The organism is Bradyrhizobium sp. AZCC 1610 (genome assembly GCF_036924515.1).
In the GTDB taxonomy this organism is placed as follows: domain Bacteria; phylum Pseudomonadota; class Alphaproteobacteria; order Rhizobiales; family Xanthobacteraceae; genus Bradyrhizobium.
Window position 1 is genome coordinate 524,524 of record NZ_JAZHRR010000001.1, and the last position, 24,139, is coordinate 548,662.

Annotated in this window: 16 protein-coding genes, 1 tRNA gene and 2 pseudogenes; 6 read left to right on the plus strand and 13 right to left on the minus strand. The window is 63.3% G+C overall.

Going from position 1 to position 24,139, the window contains the following annotated elements; genetic code table 11:
- Positions 1-130: 130 nt before the first annotated feature.
- A complete protein-coding gene (gene gltB / locus V1279_RS02580) occupies positions 131-4,879 on the minus strand; it encodes a glutamate synthase large subunit (RefSeq protein WP_334432163.1) in 4,749 nt (1,582 codons plus the stop codon).
- 480 nt (positions 4,880-5,359) lie between these two features.
- Here gltB and V1279_RS02585 point away from each other — a divergent pair, with 480 nt between their 5' ends.
- On the plus strand, positions 5,360-6,073 hold the full coding sequence (locus V1279_RS02585; protein WP_334446169.1) for a hypothetical protein: 714 nt from the start codon (positions 5,360-5,362) through the stop codon (positions 6,071-6,073).
- 106 nt (positions 6,074-6,179) lie between these two features.
- Here the strand turns inward: V1279_RS02585 and V1279_RS02590 are convergent, their stop codons facing one another.
- The gene (locus V1279_RS02590) at positions 6,180-6,647 is read right to left on the minus strand and encodes an Hsp20 family protein (protein ID WP_334432165.1); all 468 of its coding nucleotides are present in this window, start codon (positions 6,645-6,647) and stop codon (positions 6,180-6,182) included.
- Positions 6,648-6,879: 232 nt separating this feature from the next.
- On the opposite strand from V1279_RS02590, the gene V1279_RS02595 reads away from it, so the two are divergent.
- Positions 6,880-7,827, plus strand: a complete 948-nt coding sequence (locus V1279_RS02595) for an alpha/beta hydrolase (protein WP_334432167.1) — start codon at positions 6,880-6,882, stop codon at positions 7,825-7,827.
- 9 nt (positions 7,828-7,836) lie between these two features.
- On the opposite strand, the pseudogene V1279_RS02600 reads toward V1279_RS02595, so the two are convergent.
- Both V1279_RS02600 and V1279_RS02605 read right to left on the minus strand, forming a co-directional pair.
- Positions 7,837-8,499 (minus strand): annotated as a pseudogene (locus V1279_RS02600) (di-heme-cytochrome C peroxidase); the annotation flags it as partial.
- A 157-nt stretch (positions 8,500-8,656) separates the two neighbouring features.
- Positions 8,657-10,471 (minus strand): tetratricopeptide repeat protein, encoded by a 1,815-nt coding sequence (locus V1279_RS02605; protein ID WP_334432169.1) that lies wholly within the window; start codon positions 10,469-10,471, stop codon positions 8,657-8,659.
- Positions 10,472-10,658: 187 nt separating this feature from the next.
- Here V1279_RS02605 and V1279_RS02610 point away from each other — a divergent pair, with 187 nt between their 5' ends.
- Complete coding sequence (locus V1279_RS02610; RefSeq protein WP_334432172.1) at positions 10,659-11,303, plus strand: LysE family translocator; 645 nt, start codon at positions 10,659-10,661, stop codon at positions 11,301-11,303.
- A 74-nt stretch (positions 11,304-11,377) separates the two neighbouring features.
- Here the strand turns inward: V1279_RS02610 and V1279_RS02615 are convergent, their stop codons facing one another.
- Positions 11,378-12,130 (minus strand): sulfite exporter TauE/SafE family protein, encoded by a 753-nt coding sequence (locus tag V1279_RS02615; RefSeq protein WP_334432175.1) that lies wholly within the window; start codon positions 12,128-12,130, stop codon positions 11,378-11,380.
- A gap of 101 nt (positions 12,131-12,231) precedes the next feature.
- Between V1279_RS02615 and V1279_RS02620 the strand changes: the two genes are divergently transcribed.
- Positions 12,232-13,122, plus strand: a complete 891-nt coding sequence (locus V1279_RS02620) for a LysR substrate-binding domain-containing protein (RefSeq protein ID WP_334432177.1) — start codon at positions 12,232-12,234, stop codon at positions 13,120-13,122.
- A 3-nt stretch (positions 13,123-13,125) separates the two neighbouring features.
- On the opposite strand, the pseudogene V1279_RS02625 reads toward V1279_RS02620, so the two are convergent.
- The 4 genes and pseudogenes from V1279_RS02625 to V1279_RS02640 form a co-directional block, all read right to left on the minus strand.
- A pseudogene (locus V1279_RS02625) lies at positions 13,126-14,092 on the minus strand (Bug family tripartite tricarboxylate transporter substrate binding protein).
- Between the two features lie 99 nt (positions 14,093-14,191).
- Complete coding sequence (locus tag V1279_RS02630) at positions 14,192-14,719, minus strand: cysteine hydrolase family protein (RefSeq protein WP_334432179.1); 528 nt, start codon at positions 14,717-14,719, stop codon at positions 14,192-14,194.
- Positions 14,720-14,742: 23 nt separating this feature from the next.
- Positions 14,743-15,522 (minus strand): histidinol-phosphatase, encoded by a 780-nt coding sequence (gene hisN, locus V1279_RS02635; RefSeq protein WP_334432181.1) that lies wholly within the window; start codon positions 15,520-15,522, stop codon positions 14,743-14,745.
- Between the two features lie 546 nt (positions 15,523-16,068).
- On the minus strand, positions 16,069-16,956 hold the full coding sequence (locus V1279_RS02640; RefSeq protein ID WP_334432183.1) for an N-formylglutamate amidohydrolase: 888 nt from the start codon (positions 16,954-16,956) through the stop codon (positions 16,069-16,071).
- 321 nt (positions 16,957-17,277) lie between these two features.
- On the opposite strand from V1279_RS02640, the gene cpdR reads away from it, so the two are divergent.
- The gene (cpdR, locus tag V1279_RS02645; protein ID WP_334432184.1) at positions 17,278-17,637 is read left to right on the plus strand and encodes a cell cycle two-component system response regulator CpdR; all 360 of its coding nucleotides are present in this window, start codon (positions 17,278-17,280) and stop codon (positions 17,635-17,637) included.
- A gap of 134 nt (positions 17,638-17,771) precedes the next feature.
- Positions 17,772-17,846: transfer RNA gene (locus V1279_RS02650), tRNA-Val, on the plus strand.
- 130 nt (positions 17,847-17,976) lie between these two features.
- On the opposite strand, the gene V1279_RS02655 is transcribed toward V1279_RS02650, so the two are convergent.
- The 4 genes from V1279_RS02655 to V1279_RS02670 form a co-directional block, all read right to left on the minus strand.
- On the minus strand, positions 17,977-19,740 hold the full coding sequence (locus V1279_RS02655; RefSeq protein WP_334432185.1) for an adenylate/guanylate cyclase domain-containing protein: 1,764 nt from the start codon (positions 19,738-19,740) through the stop codon (positions 17,977-17,979).
- A 145-nt stretch (positions 19,741-19,885) separates the two neighbouring features.
- Entirely contained in the window at positions 19,886-22,024 is a 2,139-nt protein-coding gene (mdoH, locus tag V1279_RS02660; RefSeq protein ID WP_334432186.1) for a glucans biosynthesis glucosyltransferase MdoH, read from the minus strand.
- Positions 22,012-23,520 carry a glucan biosynthesis protein G gene (locus V1279_RS02665; protein ID WP_334432188.1) on the minus strand — a complete coding sequence of 503 codons (1,509 nt, stop codon included), beginning with the start codon at positions 23,518-23,520 and terminating at the stop codon, positions 22,012-22,014. The genes mdoH and V1279_RS02665 overlap by 13 nt, the downstream gene beginning before the upstream one ends.
- A gap of 125 nt (positions 23,521-23,645) precedes the next feature.
- Positions 23,646-24,116, minus strand: a complete 471-nt coding sequence (locus tag V1279_RS02670; RefSeq protein WP_334432190.1) for a hypothetical protein — start codon at positions 24,114-24,116, stop codon at positions 23,646-23,648.
- Between the last annotated feature and the right edge of the window lie 23 nt (positions 24,117-24,139).

Here is a 24,139-nt window from a genome sequence, read left to right on the forward strand (position 1 = left end):
TCTCTCGTTCGTATCTGTTTCCGTCACCCTCCGTCATTGCGAGGAGTGTTGGCGACGAAGCAATCCATGGTTCGGCTTGTGGCGCTATGGATTGCTTCGCTGCGCTCGCAATGACGGGCTCGTGCAACTACTAGGCCCCGATTGCGATTTTTGGCTCGGCGTCGGCGTTCGCCTTCAATTCCTTCAGTGCGCGGCGGTATTCCACCGGCATTACCTTGCGGAATTTCGGCAGCCAGGCCTTCCAGTTGGCGAGGATCTCGGCGGCCCTCTTCGAGCCGGTCAGTTTGGCATGACGCGTGATCAGCACGTGCAGCCGCTCGACGTCGGAAGCGAGCAGGTCCTGGAACACGTCGACCCGGCCATGCTGCTCGAGATCGCCAGCGTGGTGATAGGTGTTCTGGTTGATCATCTCTTCCGAGAGCACCGGCTCCAGTTCGACCATCGCCATGTTGCAAAGCTTGGCGAAGTCGCCGGCCTCGTCCAGCACATAGGCGATGCCGCCCGACATGCCGGCCGCGAAGTTGCGCCCGGTCTTGCCGAGCACCACGACGATGCCGCCGGTCATGTATTCGCAGCAATGGTCGCCGGCGCCTTCGACCACCGCGATCGCGCCAGAGTTACGCACCGCAAAGCGCTCGCCGGCGATGCCGCGGAAATAGCATTCGCCCTCGATCGCGCCGTACATCACCGTGTTGCCGACGATGATGGATTCTTCCGGCACGATGCCGGAATTCCGCGGCGGCTTGACGATGATGCGGCCGCCGGACAGGCCCTTGCCGACATAGTCGTTGCCTTCGCCTTCGAGATCGAAGGTGACGCCGCGCGCCAGCCAGGCGCCGAATGCCTGGCCTGCGGTGCCCTTCAGGCTGACCTGAATGGTGTCATGCGGCAGCCCGGCATGGCCGTAGATCTTGGCGACCTGACCCGACAGCATCGCGCCGGCGGAGCGGTCGGTGTTGTTGATCTCTTCCTCGATCTTGACCGGTGCGCCGCGGTCGAGCGCAGCCTGCGCCTTGTCGATCAGGCGGCGGTCGAGCACCTTCTCCAGATGATGGTTCTGGGCCTCGGCGTGATAGATCTTTTGGCCGGGCAGTTCGTTCTGCCGCACGAACAGTTTTGAGAAATCGAGGCCCTTGGCCTTCCAGTGCGCTACCAGCGTCGACTGGTCGAGCATCTGGGTTTGGCCGACCATCTCGTCGAATTTCTTGTAGCCGAGCTGCGCCATGATCTCGCGCACCTCTTCGGCGACGAAGAAGAAGTAGTTGATGACGTGCTCGGGCTGGCCGGTGAAGCGCTTGCGCAGTACCGGATCCTGCGTCGCCACGCCGACCGGGCAGGTGTTGAGATGGCACTTGCGCATCATGATGCAGCCGGCCGCGATTAGCGGCGCGGTCGCGAAGCCGAACTCGTCGGCGCCGAGCAGAGCGCCGATCACGACGTCGCGTCCGGTGCGGAAACCGCCGTCGACCTGGACCACGATGCGGCTGCGCAGTCGCTCGCGCACCAGCGTCTGGTGGGTTTCGGCAAGGCCGATTTCCCACGGCGAGCCCGCGTGCTTGATCGAGGTGAGCGGGGAGGCGCCGGTGCCGCCCTCGAAGCCTGCGATGGTGACGTGGTCGGCGCGCGCTTTCGCGACGCCCGCGGCCACCGTGCCGACGCCGATTTCGGAAACCAGCTTAACCGAGACCTGACCGTCCGGATTGACGTTCTTGAGGTCGTAGATGAGCTGCGCCAGATCCTCGATCGAATAGATGTCGTGGTGCGGCGGCGGCGAAATGAGACCGACGCCCGGCGTCGAATGCCGTACGCGGGCGATGGTCGCGTCGACCTTGTGGCCGGGCAACTGGCCGCCTTCGCCGGGCTTGGCGCCCTGCGCCATCTTGATCTGCATCATGTCGGAGTTGACGAGATATTCCGTCGTCACGCCGAACCGGCCCGAGGCGACCTGCTTGATCGCCGAGCGCATGCTGTCGCCGTTCGGCATCGGCTTGAAGCGATCGGATTCTTCACCGCCTTCGCCGGTGTTCGACTTGCCGCCGATCCGGTTCATGGCGATGGCCAGCGTCGTATGCGCCTCGCGCGAAATCGAGCCGAACGACATGGCGCCCGTGGCAAACCGCTTGACGATGTCCTTGGCGGGCTCGACCTGGTCGAGCTTCACCGGCTTGCGCTTCTCGTCCTCGGCGGTCTTGATCCGGAACAGGCCGCGCAATGTCAGCAGCCGCTCGGACTGCTCGTTGAGGATCTTTGCGAAGGCCCGGTAACGCTCCAGCGAGTTGCCGCGCACGGCATGCTGCAGCGTGGAGACGGATTCCGCGGTCCAGGCATGGTCCTCGCCGCGGGTGCGGTAGGCATATTCGCCGCCGACGTCGAGCGCGGTCTTGTAGACCTGCGCGTCGCCGAACGCGTCCGTATGGCGGCGCGCGGTTTCCTCGGCGATCTCGGCGAGGCCCACGCCCTCGATGCGGGTGTGGGTGCCGGCAAAATACTTCGCGACAAAGTCGGCCTTCAATCCGACGGCGTCGAAGATCTGCGCGCCGCAATAGGACTGATAGGTCGAGATGCCCATCTTGGACATCACCTTCAACAGGCCTTTGCCGATCGACTTGATGTAGCGCTTGACGATCTCATAGTCGTCGAGCGCGCCCGGCAGGCGGTCCTTCATCGCGATGATGGTTTCGAACGCCAGATAGGGATTGATCGCCTCGGCGCCGTAGCCGGCGAGACAGGCGAAATGGTGCACTTCGCGCGGTTCGCCGGATTCGACGACGAGACCGACCGAGGTGCGCAGGCCGGTGCGGATCAGATGATGATGCACGGCGGCGCAGGCGAGCAGCGAGGGGATCGGAATCCGGTCCGAGCCCGCCATGCGGTCGGACAGGATGATGATGTTGACGCCTTCGCGCACCGCGCCTTCGGCGCGCGCGCAGAGTTCATCGAGCACCTGCTCCATTCCCGCTGCGCCGAAGCCGGCATGGAAGGTGGTGTCGAGCGTGCGCGACTTGAAATGCGTGTCCGCGACATCGGAGATCGAGCGGATCTTTTCCAGGTCCGCATCGGTCAGGATCGGCTGGCGCACTTCGAGCCGCTTGGTCGAGGCCATGCCCTGCAGGTCGAACAGGTTCGGCCGCGGCCCGATGATCGAGACGAGGCTCATCACGAGCTCCTCGCGGATCGGATCGATCGGCGGGTTGGTGACCTGCGCAAAATTCTGCTTGAAATAGGTGAAGAGCGGCTTCGGTCGGTCCGACAGCGCCGAGATCGGCGTGTCATTGCCCATCGAGCCCGCGGCTTCTTCGCCGGTGGCCGCCATCGGCGTCATCAGGATGTTGATGTCTTCCTGGCTATAGCCGAACGCCTGCTGCCGGTCGAGCAGCGGCAGGTTCGAGCGGATGCCCTTGGTCGGCGCGTCGGGCAATTCCTCCAGCACGAGCTGGGTGCGCTGCAGCCAGTCGCTGTAGGGATGGCTCTTGGCCAGCGTCGCCTTGATCTCGTCGTCGGGAATCAGGCGTCCCTGTTCGAGGTCGACCAGCAGCATCTTGCCGGGCTGCAGCCGCCACTTGGTGACGATCTGGTCCTCAGGGATCTTCAGCACGCCCATTTCGGACGCCATCACGATGCGGTCGTCCTTGGTGACGAGATAGCGCGCCGGACGCAAGCCATTGCGGTCGAGCGTGGCGCCGATCTGGCGGCCGTCGGTGAAGGCGATCGCGGCAGGGCCGTCCCACGGCTCCATCAGGGCCGCGTGATATTCGTAGAAGGCGCGGCGCGTCTCATCCATCAGGGGATTGCCGGCCCAGGCTTCCGGAATCATCATCATGACCGCGTGCGGCAGCGAGTAGCCGCCCTGCACCAGGAATTCGAGCGCGTTGTCGAAGCAGGCGGTGTCGCTCTGGCCTTCATAGGAGATCGGCCACAGCCGGCTGATGTCCTTGCCGTAGAGCTCCGAATGCACGGAAGCCTGGCGCGCCGCCATCCAGTTGACGTTGCCGCGCAGCGTGTTGATTTCGCCGTTATGGGCGATCATCCGGTACGGATGCGCCAGCGACCAGGTCGGGAAGGTGTTGGTCGAGAAGCGCTGATGCACCAGCGCCAGCGCGCTCTCGAAATCTTCTTCATGCAGGTCGGGATAGTACTTGCCGAGCTGGTCGGCGAGGAACATGCCCTTGTAGATCACAGTGCGGCACGACAGCGAGACCGGGTAGTAGCCGGCCATGCCGCGGTCGCGGCGCTGATAGATCGCCTGGGAGATCGACTTGCGCAGGATGTAGAGCCTGCGCTCGAACTCTTCCTCGGTCTTCGCCGTGCCGTTGCGGCCGATGAACACCTGCATGTGGTAGGGCTCGGTCGGCTTGACGGTTTCGCCGAGCGAGGCGTTGTCGGACGGCACGTCGCGCCAGCCGAGCAGCACGAGGCCCTCTTCCTTGATCTGTTCGGCGATGATGCTCTGGATCACCTTTCGCCACGCCGTCTCCTTCGGCATGAACAGCGCGCCGATCGCGTAGTGGCCGGGCTCCGGCAGCTTGAAGCCGATCTCGGCGGCCTTGCGCGCGAAGAACGCATGCGGGATCTGCACGAGGATGCCGGCGCCGTCGCCGGCGCGCGGATCGGCGCCGACCGCGCCGCGATGCTCGAGGTTACAGAGAATGCTGATCGCGTCGGAGACGATCTGATGCGACTTCTTGCCCTTGATGTTGGCGATGAAGCCGACGCCGCAGGAATCCTTCTCCATGCTGAGGTCGTACAGGCCCTCGGCCGGCGGACGCCAGTCATGCTCGCGCGGAGCATCTTCAAACAAGGCGTCGGCCGGTTTCGAGGCCGCGGTCGCCGACAGTGTTTCTGCCACGATGTTTTCGCGCTCGAATTCCGACCCGCTCATCTCATTCCTCTCAAAAAGGCTAAGGGCCTCACCGCATCGTCGGCGCACCTTGGACGCTTGCGGCACCCACCGGGCCACCGCTCGTCCTCCGCGAGCCGCAATTTCTTAAATTCAGGCTTGGGCGTTCAACGTCCCTGAGGAACGGCCTTGCCTGCACTGCCCTGGAGCTCGTGGCGCCACGGTTTCGTTGCAATCCCTGTGCCGGGACCGCTCCGCAATTGAGACAGTGATACTGTCCTAACTTCGACCATGCCAAATTTTTCTTTATCACACAAGCGCGTGAAAGTCCTCGCCCGCATGCGGATTGGCGCCTGGCGGCCGGGGAAAAAGCCGCCGGCGCGGGTTTGCGGCAGCGGCGCCCCGATCCGGCCCAAGGACCGCCGGATTTCGCAATGAAATATTGGCCCGTGCCGGCAGGCGAGAGGGCGAAATGCTCCCGCTCGGGCCCGGCGGCTGCGAGGCTTACAGGAGCTTTCGGTGATGAAGTTGTTCACGGGATCTTTGGCGGCGGGACTGGTCCTTCTGGCGGGCAGCGCGCAGGCGCAGGTGCCTGGGCCTTACACGGCGGCGTCGGATTTCGATGCCCCCTATGCGGTGGCACCGGCCCCGGTTCCCGGGCCGCAGTACGTACCCGGTCCACGCTACGCACCCGGGCCGCAGTTCGGATACGGCCCCGGCCCCGGCTTGCTGCCGTCGACGGAAGTCTATTCGGTGCTGCGCGACAACGGATTCTCGCCGCTCGGCATCCCCAGGCTGCGCGGCGTCGTCTACACGATTGCGGTGATCGACCGCGGCGGCGAGGACGGCCGGCTGATGATCGACGCACGCAACGGCCGGATTATCCGTTTCGTGCCGGCCAACGGGATGGGCGACAATTACTACGAAGACCAGAGCGCTCTCCGTGGGCCCTCTGTGGCTCAGCCGCTGCAGGCCCAAGCGCCGGACCACGTCCAGGCCGCGCCGCGGCCGGCACGGCCAGCTCCTCATGTCGCGAGCCGCACGGTGCCGATGCCGAAGGCCAATCCGCTCGCCTCCAAACCCGCTGCCGCGCCGATCAAGCAGGCGGCAGCGCCTGCGCCGAAGCCGGCCGAGGTGCCGGCAGCCGCCCCGGTGACAACCGGCTCGGTTCCAGCCAAGCCCGCCGCGCAGATTGCACCGACCCAGGACATGCCCACGGTGCAGGGGCTGGAGTGAAGCACCGGTTGGCTCCATGCGCACTACGAACCTACGAACAAAAAACGCCCCGGTTTCCCGGGGCGTTTTCGCATTCAGCCGATATTGGCCGAAGACTTGACCTGCGTTACGCAGCGACCGAAGCGTCGACCACCTGCGGGGCCTGCGCGCCGGAATTGATCGGAATGCTGCGCGGCTTCTTGGCTTCGGGGATCTCGCGGACGAGATCGACGTGGAGCAGGCCGTTCTCGAGCGAGGCGCTCTTCACCTGCACGAAATCGGCAAGCTGGAAGATGCGCTCGAAGGCACGCGCCGCGATGCCGCGGTACAGCACTTCGGAATTGTCCTTGCCGTTCTCGTTGGCGGTTTTCTCGCCCTTGATCGTCAGCGTGTTTTCCTTCGCGACGATCGACAGCTCGCCTTGTGAGAAGCCGGAGACCGCAACGCTGATGCGGTAGGCGTTCTCACCGGTGCGCTCGATATTGTAGGGCGGATAACCGGGGCTGCCGTCTGACGTCACCTGATCGAGCAGGTTGAAGAAGCGGTCGAAGCCGACGGTGGAACGATAAAACGGGGTGAGATCGTAGGTACGCATGGGTAGTCCTCCATTGAGCGACTGTTTCAGTTACCCGCCCGCCATCGGGCCGGGCTTTAGTCCAAGATAGTCTTGGGTGTGCAGCCTTCGTGTTTCGGTTCCGAAACACTGGTAGCGGCCTGCACAGAAATGATATGGGAGGGGTGAAACGGCGTTCAAGTGGGGCGAAACAGGCCCTTTTTTGCGCTCCTGCCTTGATTTCCAGCCCTATTCACCTAGCCGGTTTCCTATCATGACGCTCGTCTCTATTCCCGCCAATCCGGTTCCGGAGGACGTCGTCTCAGGCACCATCAAGACGCCCGACGGCGCGGAATTGCGGTTCGCGCGCTGGGCGCCGCCGGCGGGGCGCAAGGGCACGGTGTGCGTTTTCACCGGGCGCAGCGAGTCGATCGAAAAATATTTCGAGACGGTGCGGGACCTGCGCGACCGCGGCTTTGCGGTGGCGATGATTGACTGGCGTGGCCAGGGGCATTCGTCGCGCCGTCTGCGCGATCCGCGCAAGGGCTATGTCCGCGACTTCTCCGATTTCGAGGTCGACGTCGAAACCTTCGTGCAGCAGGTGGTGCTGCCGGATTGCCCGCCGCCCTATTTCGCGCTGGCGCATTCGATGGGCGGGGCGGTCATGCTGCGGGTGGCGCGCGCGGGAAAACGCTGGTTCGACCGCATGGTGCTGACGGCGCCGATGATCGACCTGCCGGGGCGCAGGACCGCGCTTCCGACGCGGGCGTTGCTGCGGGTGATGCGGCTGATGGGGCAGGGCGGCCGCTACGTGCCCGGCGGCAGCGATGCGCTGACCGGAACGGAATCCTTCATCAACAACCCCTTCACCAGCGATCCCGTGCGCTACGCCCGCAACGCCGCGATCCTGGAAGAAGATCCGACGCTGGGCATCGGCTCGCCGACGGTAGCCTGGGCCGATACCGCGTTCAGGGCGATGCATACCTTTCGTGGCGTGAACTATCCGTCCGAAATCCGCCAGCCGATCCTGATGCTGGCCGCCAGCAACGACACCATTGTTTCAACGGCCGCGATCGAGGAATTCGCCTATCATCTGCGCGCCGGCTCGCATCTGGTGATCGCGGGCTCCAGGCACGAGATCCTGCAGGAGCAGGACCGCTACCGCTCGCAATTCTGGGCGGCGTTCGACGCCTTCGTGCCGGGCACGCCGCTGTTCAAGTGAGATCTAGCTCGAGGGTGGCTTCGGCAACCGTGCCGTGATCCGTTCGGGCAGCCGCCGTTCGACGAACAGCGTCCTGACCTCGGCGACGCTGAGGTAGCGCGCCTCGCCTTCGCCCTTGCCGAGGATTTTCAGCAGGACGGGCCATTCGCCTTTCATCAGCATCGGGTAGTACCAGTGCGCGGCGTCGCCGTCGCGCTTGATGTTGGCGTTCATGAAGGCGTCGATCTCTTTCGCCGTCAGCCCGAGTTCGATGCCCCCTGAAGGATCCTTGCAGTCCTTGCCGAAGGTGGCGAGCCGGTCGATCTGCTCTTCATGAACCTTCGCGTCGGCGTCGAGAATGCGCGAGCCGCCGCCATGCTTGTCGAGGGGACCGTTTCGCAGCTCGTCGAGCACGGCGCCCGAGGTCGCGCTCTTCAAGACGCGCAGCGGCCCGAGGCCGTTCGCAATGACGGCGACCATCCAGGTTGCCAACCGCACCTTCTTTTGGGCAAAGCCCGTTTCGCCGCTTGCGAGCCCGATGGTTTCGGACAGCTTCGGAAGCGGCACGACGTGGCCGCCGACGTAGCTGTTGGCGACCAACGCGCGCAAAAACGGGCATGGATTATTGGGGGAAACGGGAATCTGCCCGGCCGGCGTGGTGCCCGAAGCAGTACCGATGGGGTTATCCGACATGGCTTCAAATCCTCAAAGCGCCAAGTATGAAAATCGGTCCGCCGCCAAGGCGAAGCGCATGACGGTTCTGAAAAGGGAATTCGGCGGTGCGCTACTTCAGCGTGTAGCAAGTTTTGGCGGAATCCGGCGCGGTGTCAACCGACCAGCCTACACACGCTCAGGAATCTGCGGCAAGCCTTGGAGAGGATTCGACGAGAGTCAATTTGCTGAAGGGGATGCCGGCTTTCACAAGGCCGTCACGGTAATGGGCAATGTCGGCCGCGGCCTTCCAGTGAAAATTCCGCAAGTAGCGCTCGACGGTCAGGGTCGGGTAGTTGCTCAAGAGAACCTCGGCCGCGTTTACCGCTTCCGCCGTTCGCCCCAATTGCGCCAGCGCTGCCGCCCGTATCGCCAGTGCCTGGAGATGATTGGGATTCACATAAAGCTCTTCGCGCGCCCAGGACAGCGAAGCGTCATATTGCCCGAGCAGGTAATGGCTGAACGCGTTCACTGTCGCCCACTGATATCGAGGATCGTTGTTGCCTTGCTGCGCCGCCATCGTAAACAACTCGATGGCTTGCCGGTGTTCGCCGCTCATGAGATGACAAAAGCCGAGCACGCCGCGGGCGCCCATGTCGTATGGATTGAGCCCGACTGCGCGCTTTGCGGCATCCATCGCAGCCTCGTAGTGCCCTTCCACCGCGTGCAGATAGGCTAGAATCTGAAACGCAAAAGACGAACGGGGGTCGAGCCGGACGCTGCTCTCCGCGAGGCTCATCGCGGATTCCCACAATTCGCGCGTGCTCTTGATCCATCCGAACTGCATGCCCTGCATCTGGATGGTGGCGAGATAGGCGCGCGCGATCGACAGCGTCGGATCGAGCGCGATGGCTTCCCTGAACAGGCCGATCGAGGTTTCGTAATCCGCCTTGGTGTGCAGGTAGTAGTAGGACAGCCCTTTCAGGAACCGATCCCAGGCAGTGATGTCGTTCGACGATGCGCGGGGCGGGGCGGAGGCCTCCGCCCGGTAGATCTCGGCCGCGATCGCCGCGGACAGGCTGGTGGTAAGTTCGTCCTGCATCGCGAACAGGTCGCCGATGTCGCGGTCGAACCGGCCAGTCCATAATTGCTCGCCGGTCTCGGGCGCGATTAGTTCGGCGGTGACGCGGATCTTGGTTGCGGCGCGCCGGACCGAGCCCTGGATCAGATAGGTCGCGTCGATCTCGCGCGCGATCAGGCGCGTGCTGACATTCTTGCCCTTGAACGAGAACGTCGCATTCCGGCTCAGCACCCGGTAGAAGGATTGCAGCGAAAGCGCGTGGATCAGGTCTTCGGTCAGCCCGTCGGAAAAATACTCGTCCGCGCTCTCGCTCAGATTTGCGAACGGCAGCACGCCCACGATCGCCGTCCGGTACTGGGCCGGAAGATTGGTGACCGATGTTTCGGTCGAGGCTTTGGGCGCAGGGCCGCCGGCGTCGGAGCCGGCGGGCTGCCAGGTCCAGACGTGGATCGGCTCGTCGATGTTCTTGAACCGGTGGGGGCCGGCGTCGGCCAGCACGACGCTGAGGCGTTTGCCGGCCTCATGGCAGGCCTTGCCCGAAACCGCCACGCCGCCGGGGGCGGCGACCGATTCGAGGCGGACGGCGATATTGACGTCGTCGCCGAAAACCTCGTCCTCGTCGGCCATCACGTCGCCCATGTGGATGCCCATGCGGAACTGCATGGATCGATCGGCAGGGAGGTGCTCGTTTCGCTCGGCCATCACCATCTGCATCGCGATCGCGGCCTCGATGGCGCCGACGATAGAGGGAAATTCAAGGAGGAAGCCGTCGCCGGTGTTCTTCACAAGGCGGCCGCCGTGATTGAGGATGATCGGGTAGATCGCGGTGCGATGGGCCTTGAACGTGGCGTGCGTCCCCGCCTCGTCGGCCCCCATCATGCGGGAATAGCCGGCGACGTCAGCACAGACGATGGCTGCCAAGCGTCTTTCCATGTCCCCACTATATCCCCAACGGCGCCGGAATGGGCGGGATAACCACTACGTGGTCGGCCGACCGATTCCAATGTTTATAAAATATGAGCAGTCTGGTGGAAGCCCGATTTGCTCATGATAGTACTGCAAACCGTCTGGAATTGTTACACGCACAAGTAAGGGCAGGTAGGGTCAAGGAACCGGTCAAATGATGGTTGAGACGCTCGGCATTCATGAACTCTGGCTTTTCATCCTCTCCGGGCTCCTGCTCAACGTCACCCCGGGGCCGGACACCGCCTATATTATCGGCCGCAGCATCCAGTTCGGATGGCGCGGCGGGGCGGCGGCTGCAACCGGGATCAGCGTCGGCTGCCTCGTTCACGTGTTCGGCGCCGCGATCGGCCTGTCGGCGCTGTTGATGGCGTCATCGACCGCCTTCACGGTGCTGAAATGGGCCGGTGCCGCCTATCTCCTGTTTACGGGGATCCAGATGTTGCTGTCGCGGCCGCAGCCGATTGCGGAGGCGGCGGCAGCGGCCGAGACGTCGCTTTCCCGCGTGTTCTGGCAGGGCGCGCTGACCAACGTGCTCAATCCGAAAGTGGCGCTGTTCTTCCTGGCCTTCCTGCCGCAATTCGTGGCGGCGGACTCCGGCCACAAGACGCTGGCCTTCCTGGTGCTCGGCCTGATCTTCATCACCAGCGGCACGCTGTGGTGCTTCGGGGTTGCGGCCTTCGCGGCAAGGGCGGCCCGCCGCATCCGGCAATCGGCTGGCGTGATGGCCTGGATCAACCGGGCTCTCGGCGGGCTCTTCGTCTATCTCGGCATCCGCGTCGCGATGCTGGAGACGCGCTAGGTTCAGCCGTCCGCCGATCTGGAGGAATTCCTCCGCAAGGAATTCACAGATTTCCTGCGCGGCTTCGGGGGAAGTTACGAGATCAGTTTCGCAAGCGCATTGCCGGCGAGATAGAGGCCGAGCACGATCATGCCGATCTGGAACCAGCGCCGAAAGATATCCGGCTGCAGCCGCGTCCGCACCGCCTGTCCGATAAACATGCCGGCAAAGGACGCCGCCATGGCGACCGCGCCCGGCAGTGCGGTTGCGGCCGTCAGCAGGCCGGCGCCGGTGAGGTTGAGGCCGAGCGCCAGGGTCGCGACTGTGAAGAACACGCCCAATGCCTGGATCAGCTCTTCCTTCTCCATGCCGATCGCCTGCAGGAACGGCACCGACGGAATGACCTGCACGCCGGTTGCCGCCGAAATCATGCCGGTGATCAGCCCGACGATGCCGCCGACCCATTTTTCGTTTCGGCGGGCAACGGTGAAATTAAACTTGCTCAGGCCGATAATGGCATTGATCGCCAGTAACAGGCCGAGCGCGATCGTGGTGTAGCGCGCATAGGGCCCGGTCAGCGACGCCGCGTTCAGCCAGACTCCCGCGGCCGTTCCTGCCAGCAACGGCCATAGCCGTCGGAAAATATCGCGCAGATAAGGACCGCCGAAGGTTTGCCAGACGTTGGTGACGATCGCCGGCACGATGACGATGGCGATCGCCTGGGCCGGCGGCATCGACACCGCAAGCAGGCCCATCGATACCGTCGGCAGGCCGAGCCCGAGTGCGCCCTTCACGAAGCCCGCGAGCAGGAAGGTGGCGGTGACGAGGAGAAGCAGGCTATCGATCATGGGGCAACATTGACCTATCGGCATAATGCGCACAATCTGGAGATTACGGAGACAGCCTTCGGCAAATTCGAAGGCTGGAGGCCTTGCCGCGAGGAATCCCGATGCGTTTCGATCTGGTCGATCTTCAGCTCTTCATCGCGGTGGCGGAGACGCGCAGCATCACCAACGGCGCGGCAAAGGTTCATCTCGCGCTGGCCTCGGCGAGCGCGCGGATCAAGGGACTGGAAGAAGCGCTCGGCGTATCGCTGCTGACGCGTGGCCGCCGCGGCGTCGAGCTGACGCCGGCCGGTGAAAGCCTGCTCGATCATGCAAGGGTCGTGATCCACAATGTCGAGGCGATGCGCGGCGATCTGGCCGCTTTTGCCCGCGGTGTGAAGGCGACGGTCCGCCTGCTCGCGAATACGTCAAGCATCTCTGAATATCTGCCGAAGGCCCTTGCCGCCTTTCTCAGCCAGCATCCCCACATCTCGATCGATGTCGAAGAGCGCGAAAGCGCGGACATCGCCCGCGCAATCGCCAGCGGCAGCGCCGATCTGGGGCTCGCGGCCGAACATGCGCTGCCCGGCAATATCGAGCGGATCCCGTTCAGCGAGGACCGCCTGGTGCTGGTTGCTCCACGCGACGGGGACCTTGCGAACCGGCGGCAGGTCGATTTCAGTGAAGTGGTGGATCGCGACTTTGTCGGCCTTATCACCTCCAGCGCGCTGCATGCCCACGTCGCCGGACACGCCGCAAGGCTCGGCGCGCGGCTGCGTTTCCGCGCCCGGATGAACAATTTCGATGCGATCGGCCAGATGGTCGCCGCCGGTATCGGGGTTGCTGTGATGCCCGAGGTCGCCGCAAAACGTTGCGCGCGTTCGATGAAGATTAATACGATCAGGATCAGGGATTCCTGGGCCGACCGGCGGCTTGCGATCTGCGCCCGCAGTTTCAAGGCGCTGCCGCGACCGGCAAAACAGCTGGCGGACTATTTGCGCAACGCGGTGCTGTGACGCTCACTTTACCTTGTCGAGGCCGGCGGCCTTGATGACGCGCGCCCATTTTTGGGTCTCGGCTCCGATGTAGTCGCGAAAATGCGCCGGCGTGTTACCAGCGACCGTCAGGCCCTGATCGGCGAGCTTCTGCTTGACCTGCGGATCGTTCATTGCCTCGTTGGCAAGGCGGTTCAGGGTGGTGACGATCGCCTCAGACGTCCCGCGCGGCGCGATCATGCCGTACCAGTTTTCGATCAGGAGATCGGGCATGCCTACCTCCGCGGTGGTCGGCACGTCGGGTGAGGTGGGCGCGCGTTTCGGAGCGCCAAGCGCAATCGGGCGCAGGGTGCCCGCCTTGATGTGCGGCAGCAGCACCGGCAAATCGAGGAACGCCATCTGCACCTGCTGGCCGAGCAGATCGTTGATGGCGGGCGCAGCGCCGCGGTAAGGCACGTGCACAATGTCGATCCTGGCCGTCTGCTTGAGCAGTTCACCGGCAAGATGCGGCATGCCGCCGACGCCGGCGGATGCGAAATTGAGTTTTCCGGGCTGGGCCTTGGCGAGCGCGACCAGCTCCTTCATGTCGCCGGCGGGCACGTTGCTGGCGACAACAAGCATTTCCGGCACCGTCGTCACCAGCGTGACGGGCGCAAAGTCCTTCGTTACGTCGTAGGGCACCTTTTCCATCGTCGGGTTGATGACCAGCGCGCTCGCGCTCACGATCCCGATCGTGTAGCCGTCGGGGACGGCCTTTGCGATCGCGTCAGTGCCGAGCACGCCGGCCTGCCCGCCGCGATTGTCGATCACAACCGGCTGCTTCGTGATCTCGGACATGCGCTGGCCGACCAGGCGCGCGATGATGTCGTTGGGGGCCGCCGGGTGGGAACGGAACGATCAGCCGGATCGGTTTGCTCGGGAAATCCTGCGCTGCCGCCGCCGCCGGCAGCAGCACGGACAATCCGGTGAGAAGCACGCGAAGAGCCTGCATGGAAGCCTCCGGTAATTTTGCCACGGCCGCAATGCAAGGTGCTGTCGATTGCGGCGGGAGCCAAGTTTCTAAAAACAAGCCTCGTCAAAGCAAGCCTTGTCAGAGCAGGAGTTCGTCGGTGCGCGCGAGCCTGACCGATCGTTGGGTGATCAGGTTGCCCCAGACCCAGTTGTGGTGACGAATGACGCTCGCCGCGTCGAGGTGGGGACGGTCGTTCAAGGTGTGGGCGTCCATTACCACGACGACATCGTAATGGTTCGAAACGGCAGACCGCACGGTCGCGTCGACACAAAAATCGGTTGCCCATCCCGTGATGAGGATCCGGTCCGGTGCGATCGCTTGCAGGCGAGCGGACAGGTCGGTCCCGGCGAAAGGATCGTTCAGGGTCTTCCGAACCACGATATCGGTGGGCTCGCGGTGCAGTTCTGGAAGAAGCGCCCAGCCGGGCGTTTCCGGCTCGAAATCGTCGCCCTTGCCGCCGCAATGCTGGACGAAGATGACCGTGCCAGACCGTTCGCGGACCTTGGCAGCGAGGTGGTTGATGCGCTCGACGACATCGCGCAGATCGTGCTTCGGCTCCCCGTTGAGGAGCCCGACCTGCATATCGACGACGATCAATGCATCCATCGGGGTCCTGCGAGGCTGTGCCGCTAGCTGTTCAAGAGTTTCAGCGTGGCCTCGTGCACCCGGGCGTCGCCGGCGGCGACGATGCGGCCGCCGCTCTGGGCCGGCTTGCCTTCCCAGTTGGTGACGATGCCGCCGGCGCCGGTGACGATCGGGATCAAGGCTGCGATGTCGTAGGGCTTGAGCTCGGTCTCGACCACGAGGTCGAGATGGCCGGCCGCCAGCATGCAGTAGGAATAGCAGTCTCCGCCATAGCGCGACAGCTTAACCGCACTCTCGACCCGGCCGAAGATTTCGCGGTCGGCGGCGTTCATCAATAGTGGGCTCGTGGTGAAGGAGGTCGCTTCCTTCAGCGAGGCGCAGCGCCGCGTCGTCAGCCGCCGCTCACCGGACGGCCCGGAATAATGCGCTGAACCGCTATCGCCGGAAAAGCGCTCGCCGATATAGGGCTGGTGCATCATGCCGAACACCGGCGTGCCCTTGTGCAACAGCGCGATCAGCGTGCCCCAGATCGGAAATCCCGCGATGAAGGATTTGGTGCCGTCGATCGGATCCAGCACCCAGACATATTCGGCGTCCTCACGCTCGTTGCCGAACTCCTCGCCGACGATGCCGTGCTGGGGAAAATTGCCCTTGATCAGGCGGCGCATCACCGCTTCCGCGGCGCGGTCGGCCTCGGTGACCGGATCGAAATCGCTCGCGCTCTTGTTGTCGATGGAGAGCGAGGTCCGGAAGAACGGCAGGATGGTTTCACCGGACGCAGTCGCGAGGCGGCCGATGAAGGCTGTGAAATCGATGACCGTCACGGCTGTCCCTTACCGCCAATGGAAGAAGAATACCGCCTCTTGCCTAGCCCAATCCGCACCGTCGCGCACCGCCAACGGCGCGTTATTCCCGTTCGTATTGCGAACTGGCTTTCGAATCGGCTTTCGAAAAGGCTTCGTTTAAGCGTGGATTTTTGGTTAGCCCTGCCATCACGAAGTTGCGAGTTTTGGCATACCAGCACTGCAGTGGGGCCGGGGCTTGCCCTAGCATCCGTGTAATGCATTGATTTTACTGGCGTAAATGTCATCGGTCGGCGGTGTTGCTGATCCGCCAGCTTGTTCCAGTTTGGGCCGGAACCCATCCAAAAACTCTTGCGTTTTGTGCAGCGCGGCCGCATATTGTTGCGGTGCGGTAGCGCCTGGCGCTATCGCTGCCCTCCTTGGGCGTTTCCTCCCTAGACTTGGGCCGCTTGTTCATTCAAGCGGCCCTTTTTTCTTGGCTGAATGCTGCTCGTCATTTCGGATTTTCTTGCTTCATCATTCCGGGCTAGCACCAAGAGGCGCGCCCCGGAATGACGAGGGCAGAATTTACTCCGCCGCCGCCTGGAACGGGCCCAGATCCCCGAGCGGCACCTGCGCCAGCGCGTCAGCCAGCGCGGCGAAATCGGCGGCCACCTGCGCAAAGCGCGGGCTGCGTTCGCGCCGCCGCTCGTCCATATAGATCGCGCGATTGAGCTCGAGCTGCACGGTGTGCAGTCCGCTGGCCGGGTTGCCGTAGTGCTCGGTGATGAAGCCGCCGGCATAGGGCTTGTTGCGGCCGATCGAATAGCCGAGCCCGCTCATGATTTCCTCGACGACATCGGGCAGCAGGCTCGCGCAACTGGTGCCGTAGCGGTCGCCGATCACGATGTCGGGCCGCCGCGGCTCGTCGCGCGACACGCCGACCGACGGCATCGAATGGCAATCCACCAGGATTACGGTTCCGAACGCCTGATGGGCCTTGTTGATCAGCCGCCGCAGCGCCCGGTGATAGGGCTTGTAGAGCGCTTCGATCCGCCCCAGCGCGTCGTCGACGGAAAGCCGCTCGCGGTAGATTTCCTGCCCGTCGCCGACCACGCGCGGAATGGTGCCGAGGCCGCCGGCAACCCGCATCGAGCGGGTATTGGCGAAGCTCGGCAGGCGTCCGGTGAACATGCGCGGATCGAGCTCATAGGGCTCGCGGTTCACGTCGACATAGGAGCGGGGGAAATTGACCCGGACCGTCGGAAAGCCCTGCGCGCTCAGGTCTCCGATCAGTTCATCCATGAACGAATCCTCGGAGCGGCGCAGCGCGGCAAGGTCGATCCGGGAGGCATTGAGAAATTCGAGCGGATAGACCGAGCCGGAATGGGGCGAGTTGAAGATGATCGGCGCCCGCCAGTGCGCCGGCTCCAGGATCTCGAACGGGGGCGACAGCTCGCCATCAAACTGGGTCATCGTGGGGCGCCGTCCCTTGAATGTCCGCATTCCCTTTGGGCCGATCGATCATGCGATCGATTCTGCCGGCGAAGGGCAGGGCTTTGTAAGGATGTATTGTCCGTAATCGTAATCATTCTGCCAAGGGAAAAAAGCCGCCGTCCTCCTGGAAGTGTCGCAAACGCCTGAAAAGCGCCGCCTTGATCGATCTTGGTAGGTTTCGCTACAGAAATAGCGCCGCTCACCACCGCCAAGAAGTAATTACCTTTCACCCGAAATTTACCCTCTGTCGGGCTTAGTGGGCGCAATGATCCTCCAAGCCGGGTTCGACGACTGACCGCCATGCACAAGATCCTCCTCGCCGAAGACGACAACGACATGCGCCGCTTCCTGGTCAAGGCACTGGAAAACGCGGGGTTTCAGGTCTCGCCCCACGACAATGGCTTGTCGGCCTACCAGCGGCTGCGCGAGGAGCCGTTCGAGATGCTGCTAACCGATATCGTGATGCCGGAAATGGACGGCATCGAGCTGGCGCGCCGCGCCTCGGAACTCGACCCCGACATCAAGATCATGTTCATCACCGGCTTTGCCGCGGTCGCGCTGAATTCCGATTCGGCAGCGCCTAAGAATGCCAAGGTGCTGGCCAAGCCGGTTCACCTGCGCGAACTGGTCAGCGAAGTGAACAAGATGCTGGCGGCCTGATTCGGCCTCGATTTCCCTCGAAATCACACCAGAAATTACTCTGCAGCGTCCTTGCCCGGGCGCTTTGGAGCCGATATACGGACCCCACCCAATACGAATAAAGCTGGAGCGGGATGACCAGTCATCCCATTCTGGGGCGCGTAGCTCAGCGGGAGAGCACTACCTTGACATGGTAGGGGTCACAGGTTCGATCCCTGTCGCGCCCACCAGCCTTCGCTCGCGAAGCGAGTGAAGGCTGCCGCGCCGAAGCCCAACGGGCGAAGGCGGGCTTGTGTCCGCGAGCTACGGCTCGGCAAGCCACAAGAACCCAGCCACTACGATGTGACCCCGGCAAACACCTCACACCGGTAACCCCGCCTTGAGTAGCCCCGCCTCATGACGCGCCCGGTCGGCGTCCTGCTTGTAATGCTGGGTGGCGAGATAGCTGGCCACCGAGAAAGTCGGTTCAAGCTTCACGACCTCAGCGGCATGGGCGGCGGCGGCAACGGTATTGCCCATCTGCGCGAAGATGGCCGCGAGGAAGGCGTGATGGGTGTGGTCGGGCCGCGTGATCCGCGCGAAGGCTTCGGCGGCTTCCGCGAATCTCTCGGCGCAGTAGAGGGCGCGGCCGAGGTGGTTCCAGAAGCGCTCGGGGTGGTACGGATTGAGGCGCATTGCCTTCCTGATCCAGTCGATCCCCTCTTCCGGCCGCCCCAGCCAGGTCAGAAACTCGCCCTGCTGCACCACGATCAGATCATAGTTCGGATTGAGCGCAATTGCGCGTTCCTGATGATACGCCGCCTTGTCATGATCGTTGCGCGTCAGGTTGACCGCAGCCAGGATGCGGTGAACGTCGCTGTCGTTATCATCCAGCGCTAGCGCAATCTGCAACTCGTCAGCGACCCGCTGAAAGGTGGCGTCGCGATCCGCGCACCATCCATAGACCCAGGTCTGGCCCAGCACGCAGGCTTTCCAGGCATGCGCGTGCGCGTAGTTCGGATCGAGCGCGATGGCGCGATCAAGCAGAAGCTGCGCCTCTGCGTTGGCGTCGCGCTGCGAGCGATGGTGCAGCACTTTGGCAGCGAGGACGCATTCATACGCGGCCATGTTGTCGGTTGGCTTGCGCTTTACGCGTTCCTGCGTGGCCGCTTCGACGCGGCCGGGAAGCGTTGCAACGATCGCGCCGGTCACTTCGTCCTGGATGGCGAAGATGTCTTCCAGCTTGCGGTCGTAGCGCTCGGCCCAGATGTGCCGGTCGGTTTGAGCGTCGATCAACTGCACGGTGACGCGGACGCGATCGCCAACCTTGCGCACACTGCCTTCGAGGACGTATTCGACGCCGAGCTCGCGCGCGACCTCCTGCACCTTTACGGCTTTGCCCTTGTGCACGAAGGTCGAGTTGCGCGAGATGACGAGCAGGTCACGGAAGCGCGACAGCTCGGTGATGATGTCCTCGGTGAGGCCGTCCGCAAAGAATTCCTGCTCCGGATCGCCGCTCATGTTCACCAGCGGCAGCACGGCGATGGATGGCTTTCTGGTAACGGGTGTTGCCGAAGCCTCCTTGCTGCTTTCGAGCGCTGCGATCGTGGCTGACTCGAGCCGCACCCGGAAGACATGGATCGGGCGGGTGATATTCTTGACGCTCTGCTCGCCGAGATCCTCGAATGCGATCTCGTCCAGCCGATCACCGACTTGATCGCGCACCGCGCCCGAGATGCAGATGCCACCCGGTTCGGCGAGCGCCTCGAGGCGCGCCGCGACGTTGACGCCGTCGCCGAAAATGTCGTTTTCCTCGACGATCACGTCGCCGAGATTGATGCCGATGCGGAACTGAATCCACCGGGCCGGCGACACATCGGCATTGCGCCGCGCCATCCTGCGCTGGACCTCGGCCGCGCACAGCACCGCGTCCGCAACACTCTGGAATTCGACCAGCAGCCCATCGCCGGTTGTCTTGATGATGCGACCGCGATTCTTGGCGATGGCCGGGTCGATGAGCTCGAGCCGGTGGGTCTTGAGACGGGCGAGCGTGCCCGACTCGTCGACCTCCATCAGCCGGCTGTAGCCGACCATGTCGGCGGCAAGGATCGCTGCGAGTCTTCGCTCAGGTCCAGGCGCCTGCATTTTCGCCTCTCGGGCAAGCAGTCTAGCAGAATTGGCGCGTGAGCCAAGGCTGCATCCGGGATGCAAGGGTGCATCCGGGATGCAAGGGTGCATCCGGGATGACGGCAGCCGCAGTTCTCAAGCAGCAGGAAGGTGGATCCTGCAATTACGTCGCATCTGGCAGGGCGAACAGGACGGCGAGAACCGCAGGCGACTTGAGCACAGCGAACTTCTCGCGCTGGCTCAAATATCCCGCCGCCTCCTCGAAGGTTTCAGCATCTTCGATTTTTGCCCGCGCAATCGCGAGATGCGGATCGACCTCGCCGCGCTTTCGCGGCCGTTGTCCGGAAAGATTGTTCTGATGCGCTTCGAGCAGCGCGGCATCGCGGCGCAATTCGTGCAACGGGCAGGCGAGCGGTGAATGCGGCGCGCTGGTCAGTTCATTGGCCCTTGCCAGGACCGGTGGCGGCGCGGTCTGCTCCGGGGTTTTGAACAATCTGGACCTGCGGTTCGGCCCCGACGATGACGACAATATTGCAATCGGAATCGAAAGCAGCAGGCCGAGGATCACCGGCGTCATCCAGAGCAGCAATGGCAGCGAGACGGCATAGGCGGCGGCGGCCATGGCGATCCCGACCAATGTCGGTACCGAATAGGTGTTGATCGTGTCACGGTGCGAGACCGCGCCGTCGTCCCGGCGTTGCACCTGCCATCCGGCGTCGCGCCCGAACAGGATTTCGCCGACGGCGGACGACTGGAAGATCATCATGACGGGCGCGGTCAGGCCCGAAAGGATGGTTTCGGCGAGGATGCCGACAAGCACCAGCAGGCCGCCGCTGAATTTCTTCCGCGTGTCACGATCAGTAACGAGCACGAGGAAGGCCAGCAGCTTCGGCGCGATCAGCATGCCCATGGTGCCGGCGAACACCCATGCCGCCAGGACCGGATCCTGTGCCGGCCATTGCGGGAACAGCGAATATCCCTTCGGGAAATATTCGGGCCGGACGAACTGCGCCTGCAGCGAGACCAGGATTCCGAATACGAGAAAAATCAGCCAGAGCGGCGCGGTGAGATACGATCCGATTCCCGTCAGCAGATGAAGCCGCGATACCCAGTGAAAGCCGCGGGTCGGCAGCAGCGCCAGATGTTGCAGATTGCCCTGGCACCAGCGCCGGTCGCGGGCGGCAAAATCCGATAGCGTGGGCGGAGATTCCTCGTAGCTGCCGCGAAGCGTCGGCGCCATGTGGATCGCCCAGCCGCCGCGCCGCATCAGCGCCGCCTCGATGAAGTCGTGGCTCATGATGTGCCCGCCGAACGGCTTGCGTCCCCTGAGTTCGGGCAGCCCCGCATATTGCGCAAAGGCACGGACGCGAATGATGGCGTTGTGGCCCCAGTAATTGCCCTCGGAGCCGTGCCACCACGCGATCCCCGCGGCCAGCATCGGGCCGTACAGCCTTCCTGCGAATTGCTGCCAGCGCGCGAACAGCGATCTCGCATTGACGATGACAGGCAGCGTCTGAATCAGCGCGGCCTTCGGGTGCGCCTCCATGGCGGCAACGAGGCGAACGACGCTGTCGCCGGTCATCAGACTGTCGGCGTCCAGGATCAGCATGCACTCATAGTTGGAGCCGAACCGCCTGATCCATTCCTCGATATTGCCCGACTTGCGCGCGGTGTTCTCGGGGCGGTGGCGATAGAAGATCGCGGCCGCGCTGCCGACGTCCTGTCGCAGCTTCAGAAAGCATTTTTCCTCGGCGATCCAGGTCGCGGGATCGGTGGTGTCGCTCAGCACGAACCAGTCGAACCGCGCGCCGTGTCCGGTGGCCTCGACCGATTCATAAGTTGCGCGCAATCTCGCCAGGACCCGATGGGGGTCCTCGTTGTAGGTCGGCAGCAGCATCGCGGTCCGGCTGTGGATCGCGGGCAGGGGAGCCCTGGGGTCGATGCCGAGTTCGTCCTTCTTCCTGGTGAGCAGCACGAAGAAGCCGGCCAGCGCCGACATGAAGGAGAAGGCGATCCATGCAAACAGCAGCACGAACAGCGCAAGAATGATCGATTCCAGAACAGTGACACCGCCGACCTGGAGAACCCGGTACATCTCATAACAGCCCGCCGCGGTCAGGATCGCGGTGCCGGTCAGGACGAAGCCGCGCCGGGCCCACATCGGTGCAAAGCGTGACGCGGGTTGCGGCTCAAACCGCTGCAACGGCTGCACTGCCATATCCATCGGCGCTTCCCGGGGAAGAAATTCGTTCAACGGGATCTCGCCGATCTCAGGCGCGCGCGTTTTTGCTACGGTATCCATCGATAGACCCAGGCCTCCGATATCGCCTCATTGTCCTGCATGAGCGACGCGCGGATTTCGACCGGGGTCTTTTCCTTCAACAGCTCGAAGCTCAATCGCCAGCCGCCGGTCGCCGGGTTTGGCTGGGTGACGATGTTCTGGATTTTCGCCTTCTCGGCCGTCACGACGCCGCGCAGGATTTTCGGATCGACGGATTTCAGCCGCTCGCCGGTGACGTCGAGCACGAAGATCGTGGCGTTGTCGCCTCGCGCGCCGATGCCGGTTCGAGAAAATCGCGCAAGCGAGGTGGACTTCGGCGCACCCGGTCCCCAGTGCAAACGATAGGTGTAGGTGTTCTCGCCCTTGGCGGGTAATGGATTTTTAGGAAGCCAGAACGACGCAATGTTGTCGTGAATCTCTTCCTTGGTCGGGATTTCGAGCAGCTTGACCGCGCCTTCGCCCCAATCGCCGATCGGCTCCGCCCACAGGCTCGGCCGGCGCTCGAAATTCGATTCCAGGTCCTGGAAAGCGGCAAAATCCCTCTGACGCTGCATCAGGCCGAAGCCCCGCGGGTTGAGATCGGCAAACGAAGAGACTTGCAGATCCGTCGGATTATGCAGCGGTCGCCAAAGCTCCTCGCCGCGGCCGTTGAAGATCGCAAGCCCATCCGAATCATGGACCGAGGGACGGAAGTCCTCGACGTCCTTGCGGTCGTTCGGTCCGAAGAAGAACATGCTGGTCATCGGCGCGAGGCCCGCATGAGCTAAATCCACGCGTGGATAGATCGCCATTTCGACGTCGAACACGGTGGTATCGCCGGGCCGGATGGTGAAACGATAGGCTGCAGCGGCGCTCTCGCTGTCGAGCAGTGCATGTACGACGATGGAATTGGCGCCTGATGCCGGCTTCTCGATCCAGAACGTTTTGAAGAACGGGAATTCTTCGCCCTTGGCTTCGCCGGTGTTGATCGACAGGCCGCGCGCCGAAAGGCCGTACAATTGGCCTTTGGCCACCGCACGGAAATAGCTCGCGCCGAGAAAGACACAGACCTCGTCATAATAGTCCGGCTTGTTGATCGGCGCATGAAGCCGGAAGCCGGCAAAGCCGAGGTCAACCGCCGGTCCCGGCGGTGCCAGATCGCCGAACGAAAACAGGTCGGGCTGGTAGGGAATGATCGATGCTTTGCCGTCCTTCACCTCGAAGATGTCGACGCGGTTCTTGTAGAAGAACCCGCGATGGAAGAACTGCGCCTCGAAGGGAAGTTTTTCGCCACGCCAGAGCGCGCGTTCCGGCAAGAACCGGATCGCCCGATAATGATCGTAGTCAATATTGGCGAGATTGTCGGGCAGCTTCTCGCTCGGGGCCTTGTAGGGCTTGCTTGCGAGGTCGCGCGCCATTTGCCGGACGATGGATCGATCGAACGGCGCCGGTTGGGCATGGGCGACGGATAGAAGTCCGGGTACTACGCCGGTTACCAATGGCAACGCGGAAGCAGCGAGGAAATCCCTGCGATTCACTAAAACAACCTCGCGGTTACTAACGGCGACCCTCGGCAACGCAGTGCACGCGTGGCGGTTCCCCACTTCGGAACAGAACTGCTTGGTTTTTCCCGATTGCCTAAAATCCGGTCACGCGGGCCGCGCTAACTTCGCAGCGTGTGGCTCATCCGCGTAACCACACTGTCCCACTGGCGCTTTTCGGCGGCGGGATAATTGATCAGCACGCAATTCATGGTGCCGTTGCCGCGGTTGCAGCGGTTGTACCAGATCCGGTCCTTGCGAATGCTGGACACCACGAAGAAATCAGACGTGATCCGTTTGTAGATGATGCCGGCGGGCGGGCGCTTCTTGGTCAGGAATGTGGCGGGCGAATCGTTCTCCGTATTGGGAACGGACTGCACCGTCAGATCGGCGCGGCGGTCTTCGGTGAAAAACCGTCGTCCGGTTCCGCCTTCCGGCGGCCCGGCGTCGCTGGTGAAGATCGAGACCGGCATGTCGACGCTGGTCCCGGTGCTCGGGATCTCGTAGCGCCGCCACTCGGTATCGCCGGCAAAAGCGAGCGCAGGAGTGAAGGCCAAGACGGCGAGAGCTGCGGACAGGCGGTACGCGCGCATGGAACGATCTCCGGTTCGATTCG